General features: G+C 71.3%; 12 protein-coding genes. All 12 read left to right on the forward strand.

The genetic code is table 11. From position 1 onward, the window contains the following. Window positions 1–70: 70 nt before the first annotated feature. Window positions 71–988, forward strand: a complete 918-nt coding sequence (thrB, locus tag EES43_RS20795; RefSeq protein WP_124270103.1) for a homoserine kinase — start codon at window positions 71–73, stop codon at window positions 986–988. Between the two features lie 389 nt (window positions 989–1,377). Beyond that, the gene (rho, locus tag EES43_RS20800; RefSeq protein ID WP_124270104.1) at window positions 1,378–3,411 is read left to right on the forward strand and encodes a transcription termination factor Rho; all 2,034 of its coding nucleotides are present in this window, start codon (window positions 1,378–1,380) and stop codon (window positions 3,409–3,411) included. Between the two features lie 283 nt (window positions 3,412–3,694). After that, entirely contained in the window at window positions 3,695–5,470 is a 1,776-nt protein-coding gene (locus EES43_RS20805) for a trypsin-like serine protease (protein WP_124270105.1), read from the forward strand. A 124-nt stretch (window positions 5,471–5,594) separates the two neighbouring features. Next, a complete protein-coding gene (locus EES43_RS20810) occupies window positions 5,595–6,719 on the forward strand; it encodes an LCP family protein (protein WP_124270106.1) in 1,125 nt (374 codons plus the stop codon). 164 nt (window positions 6,720–6,883) lie between these two features. Then, window positions 6,884–7,108: a 50S ribosomal protein L31 gene (gene rpmE, locus EES43_RS20815; protein WP_030915942.1), complete on the forward strand. Its 225-nt coding sequence runs from the start codon at window positions 6,884–6,886 to the stop codon at window positions 7,106–7,108. A gap of 146 nt (window positions 7,109–7,254) precedes the next feature. Next, window positions 7,255–8,331: a peptide chain release factor 1 gene (gene prfA / locus EES43_RS20820; RefSeq protein ID WP_124270107.1), complete on the forward strand. Its 1,077-nt coding sequence runs from the start codon at window positions 7,255–7,257 to the stop codon at window positions 8,329–8,331. Window positions 8,332–8,377: 46 nt separating this feature from the next. Next, window positions 8,378–9,223, forward strand: a complete 846-nt coding sequence (prmC, locus tag EES43_RS20825) for a peptide chain release factor N(5)-glutamine methyltransferase (protein ID WP_124270108.1) — start codon at window positions 8,378–8,380, stop codon at window positions 9,221–9,223. Between the two features lie 52 nt (window positions 9,224–9,275). Continuing rightward, window positions 9,276–9,923, forward strand: a complete 648-nt coding sequence (locus tag EES43_RS20830) for an L-threonylcarbamoyladenylate synthase (protein WP_124270109.1) — start codon at window positions 9,276–9,278, stop codon at window positions 9,921–9,923. Next, window positions 9,920–10,561 (forward strand): arsenate reductase/protein-tyrosine-phosphatase family protein, encoded by a 642-nt coding sequence (locus EES43_RS20835; protein ID WP_124270110.1) that lies wholly within the window; start codon window positions 9,920–9,922, stop codon window positions 10,559–10,561. The genes EES43_RS20830 and EES43_RS20835 overlap by 4 nt, the downstream gene beginning before the upstream one ends. A 228-nt stretch (window positions 10,562–10,789) precedes the next feature. Beyond that, complete coding sequence (locus EES43_RS20840; protein WP_241192486.1) at window positions 10,790–12,160, forward strand: MraY family glycosyltransferase; 1,371 nt, start codon at window positions 10,790–10,792, stop codon at window positions 12,158–12,160. Window positions 12,161–12,426: 266 nt separating this feature from the next. Beyond that, the gene (locus EES43_RS20845; RefSeq protein WP_124270112.1) at window positions 12,427–12,867 is read left to right on the forward strand and encodes a hypothetical protein; all 441 of its coding nucleotides are present in this window, start codon (window positions 12,427–12,429) and stop codon (window positions 12,865–12,867) included. Window positions 12,868–13,226: 359 nt separating this feature from the next. Then, window positions 13,227–13,774 (forward strand): F0F1 ATP synthase subunit A (gene atpB / locus EES43_RS20850; protein WP_241192709.1); only part of this gene is annotated, 548 nt, incomplete at its 3' end.

A 13,774-nucleotide genomic window follows, 5' to 3' on the forward strand; every position in this document is an offset into this window, starting at 1 on the left:
CCCCACGTATCCACCGCCCCCGCAGAGCCACCCGCACCGCATCCCCGCCTTACAAGGAGTCGTCCAGCCGATGGCCGGTCCCGCGTTCCGAGCCGCCGCCGTCAGGGTGCGCGTCCCCGCCACCAGTGCGAACCTGGGCCCGGGCTTCGACGCCCTCGGCCTCTCCCTCGGCCTCTACGACGACGTCGTCGTCCGGGTCGCCGACTCCGGGCTGCACATCGACATCGCCGGCGAGGGCGGCGAGACGCTGCCGCGCGACGAGAGCCACCTGCTCGTACGCTCCCTGCGCACCGCCTTCGACCTGCTCGGCGGACAGCCGCGCGGCCTGGAGATCGTCTGCGCCAACCGCATCCCGCACGGCCGCGGCCTCGGCTCCTCCTCCGCCGCCATCTGCGCCGGGATCGTCGCCGCCCGCGCCGTGACGACGGGCGGCGACGCACGCCTGGACGACGCGGCCCTGCTGGAGCTGGCCACCGAGATCGAGGGCCACCCGGACAACGTCGCGGCCTGCCTGCTCGGCGGCTTCACGCTGGCCTGGATGGACGGTGGAGCGGCCCGCGCGATCCGGATGGACCCCGCGCCGTCCGTCGTTCCGGTGGTCTTCGTCCCCGGCCGGCCCGTGCTCACCGAGACCGCCCGCGGCCTGCTGCCGCGCACGGTCCCGCACGTCGACGCGGCCCACAACGCGGGCCGGGCGGCCCTGCTCGTCGAGGCGCTGACCCGCCGCCCCGAGCTGCTGCTCGCCGCCACGGAGGACCGGCTCCACCAGGACTACCGGGGCCCGGCCATGCCCGAGAGCGTCGAGCTCGTCCACCGGCTGCGGGCCGACGGCGTCCCCGCCGTCATCTCCGGCGCGGGGCCCACCGTCCTCGCGCTGGCGGACGAGGGTTCGGCCGACAAGGTCGCCCGACTGGCGGGGGAGGGCTGGGCGGCGAACCGGCTGGCCCTGGACGCCCCGGGCGCCGGCGTTCTGCCGCTGGGCGCGTAACAGCATGCGATTACCGGTGAACGAGAGGGGGAATGTTTGTTGGAGCCGGTAGTGTTAACCTCAAGTCTGCAACCGACGTCTTCTGGGCGCGTTGCTCCGTGTCCCCCTCCGGGACCACCATTCTTCCGGGAGCCTCCCCAACTGCCTGAGCAGCCTGTCTGAGCAGTTTCGAGCACGCTCCGGAACCGGCACGACACCCCTCGCTCGTCCAGGAGTGGGCCGAGCAGGGGGATCTCGCGCCGGACCCCGCACGTTCATCTCTCCGCCGTACCCGGCGGACCACCGCCCCGGCAAGGTCCGCGATCCAGACAAGATCACAGACCGCAGTCGGACAGCACAACCGGTCGCCGAGCCAGAAGGCCGACGTCCGCTCCAGGGAAGGACCCTTCGTGAGCGACACCACCGATCTGATGGGCGTGACTGCCGACAAGAACGTCGACAGCGCCGCGCCCGCCGAAGGTGCTGCCACTGGCACCACCGCACGGCGCCGCCGCTCCGGCACCGGCCTTGAGGGCATGGTCCTGGCCGAGCTGCAGCAGGTCGCGTCCGGCCTCGGCATCAGGGGTACTGCGCGGATGCGCAAGAGCCAGCTGATCGAGGTCATCAAGGAGGCGCAGGCCGGCGGCGGATCCGCCGCCCCCAAGACCTCCGCCAAGGCCCCGGCCGCCCCCGCCGAGGCCGAGAGCAAGCCGAAGCGGCGTGCCACCTCCAAGGCCCGCACCGGCGACGAGAGCGCGGCGGCCGAGCAGGCCGCGGCCCAGCAGCAGATCGACATCCCCGGTCAGCCGGCCAGCGACGACCAGCCCGCGGGCGAGCGCCGCCGCCGCAGGGCGACCGCGCAGGCGGGCAGCCCCGACACCCGGACCGAGGCGAAGACCGAGGTGAAGGCGGAGCAGCAGACCGACGTGAAGACCGAGGAGCGCGCCGAGCCCAAGGGCGAGGCCCGGGCCGAGGCCGGCGCGGACACCGCCGAGGGCCGCCGCGGCGACCGCCGCGACCGGGGCGACCGCGGGGAGCGCCGCGAGCGCCAGCGCGACCGCCGGGGCAAGGGCGACGACCAGGGCCAGGGCCAGCAGGGCGGCGGCGGGCAGCGCCCGCAGCGCCAGGGCCAGGGCCAGGGCCAGAGTCAGGGCCAGGGCCAGCAGAACCGCGACAACGGCCCGCAGGACGACTTCGACGACGAGGCCGGCGGCCGGCGCGGCCGGCGCGGTCGCTACCGGGACCGCCGCGGTCGCCGCGGACGCGACGACTTCGCGAGCGACGTGCAGGTGGCCGACGACGACGTGCTGATCCCCGTCGCGGGCATCCTGGACATCCTCGACAACTACGCCTTCATCCGGACCTCCGGCTACCTGCCGGGTCCGAACGACGTGTACGTCTCGCTCGCCCAGGTCCGCAAGAACGGCCTGCGCAAGGGCGACCACGTCACCGGCGCGGTGCGCCAGCCCAAGGACGGCGAGCGGCGCGAGAAGTTCAACGCGCTGGTCCGCCTCGACTCGGTCAACGGCATGGCGCCCGAGTCCGGCCGGGGCCGCCCCGAGTTCCAGAAGCTGACGCCGCTCTACCCGCAGGACCGGCTCCGCCTGGAGACCGACTCCAACGTCCTGACGACGCGGATCATCGACCTGGTCGCGCCCATCGGCAAGGGCCAGCGCGGGCTGATCGTGGCCCCGCCGAAGACCGGCAAGACGATGATCCTCCAGGCCATCGCCAACGCGATCACGGTCAACAGCCCCGAGTGCCACCTGATGGTCGTCCTCGTCGACGAGCGTCCGGAAGAGGTCACCGACATGCAGCGGTCGGTGAAGGGCGAGGTCATCTCCTCGACCTTCGACCGCCCCGCCGAGGACCACACCACCGTCGCGGAACTGGCCATCGAGCGCGCCAAGCGCCTCGTCGAGCTGGGTCACGACGTGGTCGTCCTGCTCGACTCGATCACCCGTCTGGGCCGCGCGTACAACCTGGCGGCGCCCGCCTCCGGCCGCATCCTCTCCGGTGGTGTCGACTCGACCGCGCTGTACCCGCCCAAGCGCTTCTTCGGCGCCGCGCGCAACATCGAGGACGGCGGCTCGCTGACGATCCTGGCCACCGCGCTCGTCGAGACCGGCTCGCGCATGGACGAGGTCATCTTCGAGGAGTTCAAGGGCACCGGCAACATGGAGCTCAAGCTCGACCGGAAGCTCTCGGACAAGCGCATCTTCCCGGCGGTGGACGTGGACGCGTCCTCCACCCGCAAGGAGGAGATCCTGCTGGGCACCGACGAGTTGGCGGTCGTCTGGAAGCTGCGCCGGGTGCTGCACGCCCTCGACCAGCAGCAGGCGATCGAGCTGCTGCTCGACCGGATGAAGAAGACCCAGTCGAACGCCGAGTTCCTGCTGCAGATCCAGAAGACGACGCCGGGCAACGGCAACGGCAACGACTGACGCACGACAAGCAGCCCGCGGACGGTCCCGCCGTCCTGAGATCCGCCCCGTCGCCCCGGCGACGGGGCGGATCTCGTTCACCCGCCCCGCAGCGGTGCCCCTGTCGCCCGTACTGACGTAATATCTGGGTCAGTTGAGGTGGGGGGCCATCGAGGCGGCACGGCGCGGGCGAAGAGCTCTGCCGAGTGCCGCCGTGCCGTGCGCGGTTCCGTGCGCGCACCCCCGCCGTTCTCCGACCGGCGGGGCTCCGTGTGCCGCCGGTTCCTATCCGAAGGATCGCCGCGTGCACATACGCACCAGGGCGGGCCGGCACTCCGGCCGGCTCAAGCTCGCCGTTCCGACCGTGGCCGCCACCGTGCTCGCGCTCCTGGGCGCCGGGCTGATGACGTCGAGTCCCGCAGCCGGCGAACCGGCCCCGCCGTCGCCGGCGGCCGTGGAGCGCCCCGCCGCCCCGTCCGCCGCCGAACTGCGCGAGCGCGTCGCCGCCTCGGCCGCCGCGGACCGGCAGGCGCTCGCCCCGGCCGAGTTCGCCGGCGGCGACGGCCCTGACCCGGCCGCCCCGATGGTCATCGGCGGCACCCCCACGCCGATCTCCTCCGCCCCGTGGATGGCGCAGCTCTGGTACATCGAGGACCAGGGCACCCCGGACGACGCCTCCGACGACACCGGCTTCCTGTGCGGCGGTGTGGTGATCGCGCCGACGAAGATCGCGACGGCCGCGCACTGCGTCAAGGGCTTCGACTGGGAGGCGAACGGCACGGTCACCACCGGCAACGCCTCCACGACGCCGAGCAGCGGCGAGACCGTCTCGTGGCCGTACCGGCAGTGGAGCCACCCGCTGTACAAGGACGTCCAGGGAGCGGCCGACAACGACATCGCGGTGCTCACGCTGTTCGAGCCCGTGGCGGCCAAGCCGCTGCCCGTCATGGCGAACACCGACACGGCGCTCTACCGGGCCGGCACCCAGGGCAAGGTCTACGGCTGGGGCCGCACCAGCTCCACCAGCGACGCCGGCTCCCCGAACCTGCGCTCGGCGACGCTGCCGATCGTGTCGGACTCGGCCTGCCGCAGTGCGTACGGGAGTTACTTCGTCGCGGGCCACATGGTCTGCGCGGGCGTCACCGGCTCGACCGACGCGGCGACGAAGGGCTCGTGCAACGGCGACTCCGGCGGTCCGCTGGTGGTGGGCGGCAAGCTCGCCGGCATCGTCTCGTGGGGCATCGAGGACTGCGTCGGGAAGGGCGCCTACAGCGTCTTCGCCAAGGTGAGCACGTACGTGGCCGCCGTCAACGCCCGTGCCTACGACACCAATCTCACCTGGGACCACCGCGCGGACCTGCTGGCACGCCACGCCTCCAGCGGCACGATGTACCAGTTCGCCTCGACCGGCGGCGGGATGACGAAGGCCCGGTACAGCGCCGGCTGGAGCGACGTCGACCTCGTGATCCAGACGAACCTCGACCGCGACGACAACATCGACCTGCTGATCCGGGACCGCGACGGCACCCTGCTGTGGCGGTGGTTCAACCGCGGGACGCTGGCGTGGGAGGACCGGACGCTCGCCACCGGCTGGGGCAGCCGCAAGCAGATCCTCGCGCCCGGCGACCTGACCGGCGACGGCCGTATCGACATCCTGTCGACGGACTCCTCCGGCGGTTTCTGGCTCTACCCCGGCAAGGGCGACGGCACCTTCGCCGCCCGGAGCCGCGTCGGCGGCGGCGGCCTCGCGTACTCCATGGTGCGCGGCAACGGCGACCTCACCAACGACGGCAAGGCCGACATCGTCGCCCTCGGCGGCGGCGGGAAGCTCTACGTCTTCCCGGGCACCGGCAAGGCGAGCGCCCCGTTCGCGCCCAAGGTCCTCGTCCGCACCTGGGACGCCGTCTCGGCACTCGTCACCACCGGTGACTTCACGGGCGACGGCCACGCCGACGTCATCGTCCGCGTGAAGACCGGACAGCTGTACCTCTACCCGGGCACCGGCAAGGCCGGCAGCGGCGTCTTCGGCACCCGCAAGCTCCTGGGCAGCTCCGCCAACAGCTACGACCTCTTCGGCTGAGCCGCCCGGCCGGGGCGGTCCCGGCCCAAGAACCTCCGCGCTCACGGGTGCGGAGGTTCTTTGCGTATTGGAACAGGTGTGTGCCAGTGTCGATCGCCTTACCCCCGTCACGGAATGTGAGCAGATGCCGGACCATCCGAGCGACATATCGCGGACCAGCCCGCGGCGCGCACGCGCCGTGGGCCGCCGGCGCAAGCGCGGAGAGCGCCGCCCCCGGCGTACCGCGCTGATCGTGTCGGCCTGGGTGCTGGCCGCGGCGGCGGTGCTGGGCGGCGCGGGCTTCGGCTACCTCTACTTCCAGCTGAACGGCAACCTCTCCAGCGTCGACATCGACGCCAAGCTCGGCGGCGACCGCCCCGACGACGCCGACGACGGTTCGCAGGACGTCCTGGTGCTGGGATCCGACTCCCGCTCCGGCGCCAACGGAGCGTACGGGGCCGACGAGGGCGCGGCCCGCGCCGACACCGCGATGGTCGTGCACGTCGACAAGGGCCGCACGTCCGCGAGCGTCGTCTCCATACCGCGCGACACCCTGGTCGAACGACCCGCCTGCACCAGCGACACCACCGGCGACCCGGTCGCCGCCGAGCGGCGGGCGATGTTCAACACCGCCTACGAGGTCGGCGGCCCGGCGTGCGCGGTGAAGACCGTCGAGTCGATGTCCGGCATCCGCATGGACCACTACGTCGAGGTCGACTTCGACGGCTTCACCCGGCTGATCGACGAACTCGGCGGCGTCGAGATCACCACGGCCTCCGCGATCCACGACGCCAACAGCCGGCTCGACCTCGAACCGGGCACCCACACCCTGGACGGCAAGCAGTCCCTCGGCCTCGTCCGCACCCGCGAGAGCGTCGGCGACGGCAGCGACCTCGGCCGCATCCAGCTCCAGCAGGCGTTCGTCAAGGCGCTGATGAGGCAGACGAAGGACGTCGGCCTGTTCTCCAGCCCGAAGAAGCTCTACGGCCTGGCCGACTCCGCGACCCGGGCCGTCACCACCGACGCCGGCCTGGCCTCCGTGAGCCGCCTCACCGCGTTCGCGAACGGGCTCAAGGGGCTCGACGCCGCCGACGTCCGCATGGTGACGCTGCCGGTCGAGTACGACCCGGCCGACCCGAACCGCGTCCTGCCGCAGGAGAAGGCCGCCCGGCAGGTCTGGGCCGCGCTCCGGAACGACCGGCCCGTCCCGGCCTCCGCGACCGAGGACTCGGCCGGCGACAAGGGCGACGCCGGAAACATCCTGCGCTGAGGCCGGCGGTCACCCGGCGTGTGCGGTTCCGTACGGGAATACCCGCGGCCCGCCCCCGGTTTTGGGAGATACGGCCGGTCCTGGCAGACTGGTACGTCGGCCCCGGTTCACGGACGCGCAATCAGCGCGGACGACCCGGAGCCCTCCCGAAACTAGGAGACACCTTGAAGCGCGACATCCACCCCGAGTACGTCGAGACGCAGGTCAGCTGCACCTGCGGTGCGTCGTTCACCACCCGGAGCACCATCGACGGCGGCGCCATCCGTGCCGACGTCTGCTCCGAGTGCCACCCGTTCTACACGGGCAAGCAGAAGATCCTCGACACCGGCGGCCGTGTGGCCCGCTTCGAGGCCCGCTTCGGCAAGGCTGCCGGCTCCGCCAGCAAGTAGCGAGCCACTGCGCCGGTTCCCGGCGCCCTCCTCGGGAGGGCGCCGGAACCGGCGTTTTTTCCGGTCGCCCACGGGACGCCCCGTGCGCGCCGCCGGCAGCACGCCGTCCAGCAGGCCCGCAGACGTAACCAACCAGGAGCCCCCGAATGTTCGAGGCGGTCGAGGAACTGATCGGTGAACACACCGGTCTCGAGAAGAAGCTCGCCGACCCGTCGGTCCACGCCGACCAGGCCAACGCGCGCAAGCTCAACAAGCGCTACGCGGAGCTGACCCCGATCGTCTCCACGTACCGGAGCTGGAAGCGGACCGGCGACGACATCGAGACCGCCCGCGAGTTCGCCGCGGACGACCCCGACTTCGCCGCCGAGGTCAAGGACCTGGAGAAGCAGCGCGACGAGCTCACCGAGAAGCTCCGCCTCCTCCTCGTCCCGCGCGACCCCAGCGACGACAAGGACGTGCTCCTGGAGATCAAGGCGGGCGCGGGCGGCGACGAGTCCGCCCTGTTCGCCGGCGACCTGCTGCGCATGTACCTCCGCTACGCCGAGCGCGTCGGCTGGAAGACCGAGATCATCGACTCCACCGAGTCCGAGCTCGGCGGCTACAAGGACGTCCAGGTCGCCGTCAAGACCAAGGGCGGCAACGGCGCCACCGAGCCCGGCCAGGGCGTCTGGGCCCGGATGAAGTACGAGGGCGGCGTGCACCGCGTGCAGCGCGTGCCCTCCACCGAGTCCCAGGGCCGCATCCACACCTCCGCCGCCGGCGTGCTCGTCACGCCCGAGGCCGAGGAGGTCGACGTGGAGATCCACGCCAACGACCTCCGCATCGACGTCTACCGCTCCTCCGGCCCCGGCGGGCAGTCCGTCAACACGACCGACTCCGCCGTCCGCATCACGCACCTGCCGACCGGCGTCGTCGCCTCCTGCCAGAACGAGAAGAGCCAGCTCCAGAACAAGGAGCAGGCCATGCGCATCCTGCGCTCCCGGCTGCTGGCCGCCGCCCAGGAGGCCGCCGAGCAGGAAGCCTCCGACGTCCGCCGCAGCCAGGTGCGCACCGTCGACCGCTCCGAGAAGATCCGCACCTACAACTTCCCGGAAAACCGCATCTCCGACCACCGCGTCGGCTTCAAGGCGTACAACTTGGACCAGGTGCTCGACGGCGACCTGGACGCCGTGATCCAGGCGTGCGTCGACGCCGACTCCGCAGCCAAGCTCGCCAACGCGTAAGCGCACCGCCCGCCCCGCACACCCGTGACCCGTACGGAGAACCGCGATGAACCTGCTGCTCGCCGAGGTGGCCCAGGCCACCCAACGGCTGGCCGACGCCGGTGTCCCCTCGCCGCGATTCGACGCCGAGGAACTCGCGGCCTTCGTCCACGGCGTGAAGCGGGGCGAGCTGCACCAGGTGCCCGACACGGACTTCGACGCCCGCTACTGGGAGACCATCGCCCGCCGTGAGGCCCGCGAACCCCTCCAGCACATCACCGGCCGCGCCTTCTTCCGCTATCTGGAGCTCCAGGTGGGCCCCGGCGTCTTCGTCCCGCGGCCGGAGACGGAATCCGTCGTCGGGTGGGCCATAGACGCCGTCCGGGCGATGGACGTCGTCGAGCCCGTCGTCGTCGACCTGTGCACCGGATCGGGCGCCATCGCGCTCGCCATGGCGCAGGAGGTGCCGCGCTCGCGCGTCCACGCCGTGGAGCTCTCCGAGGACGCCCTCACCTGGACCAGGAAGAACGCCGAGGGGTCCAGGGTCACCGTCCACCGCGGAGACGCCCTGAGCGCCCTTCCCGAGCTCGACGGCCAGGTCGACCTGGTGATCTCCAACCCGCCGTACATCCCGCTCACCGAATGGGAGTACGTGGCCCCCGAGGCCCGCGACCACGACCCGCAGATGGCGCTGTTCTCCGGCGAGGACGGCCTCGACACCATCCGCGGCATCGAGCGCACCGCCCACCGCCTGCTGCGCCCCGGCGGCCTCGTCGTCATCGAGCACGCCGACACCCAGGGCGGCCAGGTCCCGTGGATCTTCACCGAGGAGCGGGGCTGGGCGGACGCCGCCGACCACCCCGACCTGAACCGGCGCCCCCGGTTCGCCACCGCCCGCAAGGCCATGCCGTGACCGGCCCCCGGCAGCACCACCCGTACCCGTACCCGCTTGAGGAGGCCGGCTGATGGCACGGCGATACGACTGCAACGACGCGACCGACCGGACCACCGGCCTGCGTGAGGCCGCGTCGGCCGTCCGCCGCGGCGAACTGGTCGTGCTGCCCACCGACACCGTGTACGGGATCGGGGCGGACGCCTTCAGCTCCGAGGGCGTCACCGACCTGCTCGACGCCAAGGGCCGCGGGCGCAACATGCCCACCCCGGTCCTCATCGGCTCCCCGAACACGCTGCACGGCCTGGTCACCGACTTCTCCGAGCAGGCGTGGGAGCTCGTCGACGCCTTCTGGCCCGGCGCGCTCACCCTGGTCGCCAAGCACCAGCCCTCGCTCCAGTGGGACCTCGGCGACACCCGCGGCACCGTCGCCATCCGGATGCCGCTGCACCCCGTCGCCATCGAGCTGCTGACCGAGGTCGGCCCGATGGCCGTCTCCAGCGCCAACCTCACCGGCCACCCCGCGCCCGAGGACTGCGACGCCGCCCAGGGCATGCTCGGCGACTCCGTCTCCGTCTACCTCGACGGCGGCCCTACGCCCGGCATCGTGCCCTCCTCGATCGTCGACGTCACCGGCGCCACCCCGGTCCTCCTGCGGGCGGGCGCGCTCTCCGTCGAGGAGCTGCGCAAGGTGGTCCCCGACCTCGAGGTGGCCAATTGACCGCCCCCGAGGGGCGTGGCATAGCGGGGCGGACCGACACCTTCCGCATCCTCCACGTCAGCACCGGCAACGTCTGCCGCTCGCCGATCACCGAGCGGCTGACCCGCCATGCCCTGGTGGACCGCCTCGGCGACCCGCTCAGCGGCGGCCTGATCGTGGAGAGCGCCGGCACCTGGGGGCACGAGGGCGCCCCGATGGAGGCCAACGCCGAGGTCGTCCTCGCCGACTTCGGCGCGGACGCCAGCGGCTTCGTCGGCCGGGAACTGCTCGACGAGCACGTGATCCGCGCCGACCTCGTCCTCACCGCCACCCGCGACCACCGCGCGCAGGTCATCTCCATGGGCCACTCCGCGGGCCTGCGCACGTTCACGCTCAAGGAGTTCACCCGGCTGGTTCGGGCGATAGACCCCGCCACCCTGCCCGACCCGCGCGACGAGGGCGTCGTCGAGCGCGCCCGCGCCCTGGTCCGCGCCTCCGCCGCGCTGCGCGGCTGGCTGCTCGCCCCGACCGCCGAGGCGGACGAGGTCTACGACCCCTACGGCGCGCCCATCACCTTCTTCCGCTCGATCGGCGACGAGATCAACCAGGCGCTCGACCCCGTCGTCACGGCCCTCACCGGCGTCAGCGCCCCGCACTGAGGGCCGGTGCGCGGACCCGCGTACCGGCCCGCCCGACAGCGGGCGCACGGGCCCGCAGCGGCCCGCGGGGGAGTCGGGGCAGCCGGACCGCGGGCGGCGCCGGCCGTGCGCCATCCGCCGTATCCGAGGTAGGCGTGGTCTGTGCAACCATCACCCGTACCGTGGAGTCCTTGTTCAAGAGACTAGGGTGTGGGGCTGAGATGGCCGGCGAATTCTGTGGGGCAGCCCGTGCGTGATTACCTGCTGACGCTCTGTGTCACGGCCGCAGTGACCTATCTGCTGACCGGACCGGTGCGGAAGTTCGCCATCGCGGTCGGGGCGATGCCCGCGATCCGCGCGCGCGACGTCCACCGGGAGCCGACACCGCGGCTCGGCGGCATCGCCATGTTCGGCGGACTGTGCGCGGGACTGATCGTCGCCGACCACCTCTTCAACCTGAACGGCGTCTTCGAACTCTCCAACGAGCCACGGGCGTTGCTCTCCGGCGCCGCCCTGATCTGGCTGATCGGCGTGCTGGACGACAAGTTCGAGATCGACGCGCTGATCAAGCTCGGCGGCCAGATGATCGCCGCCGCCGTCATGGTCATCCAGGGCCTGACGATCCTGTGGCTGCCGATCCCCGGCGTCGGCACCGTCGCCCTCACCCAGTGGCAGGGCACGCTGCTCACCGTGGCGCTGGTCGTCATCACGATCAACGCGGTCAACTTCGTCGACGGGCTGGACGGACTCGCGGCCGGCATGGTGTGCATCGCCTCGGCGGCGTTCTTCCTCTACGCCTACCGCCTCTGGTTCGGTTACGGGATCGAGGCGGCGGCCCCCGCGACGCTGTTCGCGGCGATCCTGATGGGCATGTGCCTGGGCTTCCTGCCGCACAACATGCACCCGGCGCGGATCTTCATGGGCGACTCGGGCTCGATGCTGATCGGCCTGGTGCTGGCGGCGGGTGCGATCTCGGTCACCGGGCAGGTCGATCCGGACAACATGCGGATCTTCGAGGGCGGCGAGCGCGGGGCCACCCACGCGATGCTGCCGGTCTTCATCCCGCTGGTGCTGCCGCTGACGATCATCGCGATCCCCGCGGCCGACCTCGTCCTCGCCATCGTCCGCCGCACCTGGAACGGCCAGTCGCCGTTCGCCGCCGACCGCGGCCACCTGCACCACCGGCTGCTGGAGATCGGCCACTCGCACAGCCGGGCCGTGCTGATCATGTACTTCTGGTCGGCGCTCATCGCCTTCGGCGCGGTCGGCTACTCGGTGCACTCGGCCTCCATGTGGATCGTCTTCGCGATCACCGGGGCGAGTGCGGTGGGCCTGGTGCTGCTGCTCATGCCGCGTTTCACGCCGCGCGCCCCGCGCTGGGCCAACCGCTTCGTGCCGCCGCGCTACCGGCGCCGCAGGGCCGCGTCCCCGGCCGCGTACGCCGAGCCGCCGGAGGCCGCGGGCGCGGGTGGCCAACAGGGGCCGGGCGACCCGCAGATGGACGACGAGGGGCCCGAACGGGCTCCGGTGGCCGTCGGAGTGGCCGGCGTCAACGGAGCGACAGCGATCGGCGCACGATCTCGGTTCCCCGATCGACGCTCCGTCGACTCGTCGCGTTGACGATTCGGGTGTGCGGGCGCATTACCAGACATTGCACCTCCCTGTCGTGCACACACGCGCGGGGTAACTCTCATGTGTGACAACTGGCACACTTTCCAGGTAAAGACCTCATCAAATAGTTTGTGATACCGTTCACGAGACCCGGTGACGAAGCCGAAGGGCCCTAGTGGCACTGTCCATTGCCCTGTAATGCCGCCTCGCGAACCGGGCCTACGCTCGTCCATGACGACGCCCCATTCCTCCCTCAGACAAGTGGAGCCGCCGCCATGCAGTCCGACATGCGCGAACTACTGCGCATCGCCGCCCCCACCGCCGCCGTGGGCGCGATCGCCACACTCGTCGGCGGTCTGCTCGCCGGAGGCGAGGGGGCCATCGGTGCGGTGGTCGGGTGCGTGGTGGCCATCCTCTTCATGGCCCTCGGACTGCTGGCGCTGCAATGGGTCGCCAAGGCCATGCCCCACCTCTTCCAGGGCATGGGGCTGGTGGTCTACTCGGCCCAGCTCGTGCTCCTGCTCGCGCTCATCATGGGCATCAGGAACACCACCCTTTTCGATCTCCAGGCATTCGCCCTCTCGTTGATCGCCGCGGTGATCACCTGGGTCGTCGCGCAGACCGTGCGGCACGCCAGGAGCAAGACCCTGTACGTCGATCCGGAGCCCGAGAACCGGAACGTGCCTGGCGGAGCCGGGGGAGCGCGTGACCAGTAGGGCCGGGATAAAGCCGCGTTCGATGTGCTGCTATCGTCCGGTCTCGGTTGCGGAAATGCGAGCGCGGGCAACAGGGCGATCGCTTGATTCATCGCGAGGCTTCGGGCCCGGCCGCCGCCTCCTCACCGTAAGAACCAGTCCGGTGCCGACCTGCGGCTGCCAGCCGCTCCGATACAACGAGGTAGCCGTATCCATGCGCCATGCAGAAGGAGCTCCTGGTGACTGCTGACGCCCAGACGCTCGCCTTCGAGGTTGACTGCCACCTGTTCCAGGGCTCGTGCGGATTCCCAGCCCCGAGCGCGTGGTCGTTCATCTTCGACCCGATTTTCACCGTCGGTCCGGTCGAGTTCAACAAGCCGATGCTGCTCGCGATCATCGGAACGATCGCCATCCTGAGCCTGTTCTGGGCCGGCTTCTCCAAGCCCAAGGTCATTCCGGGCAAGCTGCAGATGGTCGCCGAAGCGCTTTACGACTTCGTGCACCGCGGCATCGCCAAGGAGATCATCGGCAAGAAGGGCGAGCCGTTCGTCCCGCTGCTGGTGTCCCTGTTCTTCTTCGTCTGGATGCTGAACCTCTGGGCGATCGTTCCGCTCGCCCAGTTCCCGGTGAGCTCGCTCATCGCCTACCCGGTCGGACTGGCCCTGCTCGTCTGGGTCACCTACATGTCGGTGACCTTCCGGAACCACGGCCTCGTGGGCGGTATCCGCAACCTGTGCGTGCCGAGCGGCCTGCCCAAGCCGATCTACGTGATCCTGACGCCGATCGAGTTCGTCTCGAACATCTTCGTCCGGCCCTTCACGCTGGCGGTGCGACTCTTCGCGAACATGTTCGCGGGTCACATCCTCATCCTGGTCTTCACGATCGCGACCTGGTACATGCTCGGCACCGTGCTCGGCACGGTGTACGC

This window comes from Streptomyces sp. ADI96-02, from assembly GCF_003846185.1.
In the GTDB taxonomy this organism is placed as follows: domain Bacteria; phylum Actinomycetota; class Actinomycetes; order Streptomycetales; family Streptomycetaceae; genus Streptomyces.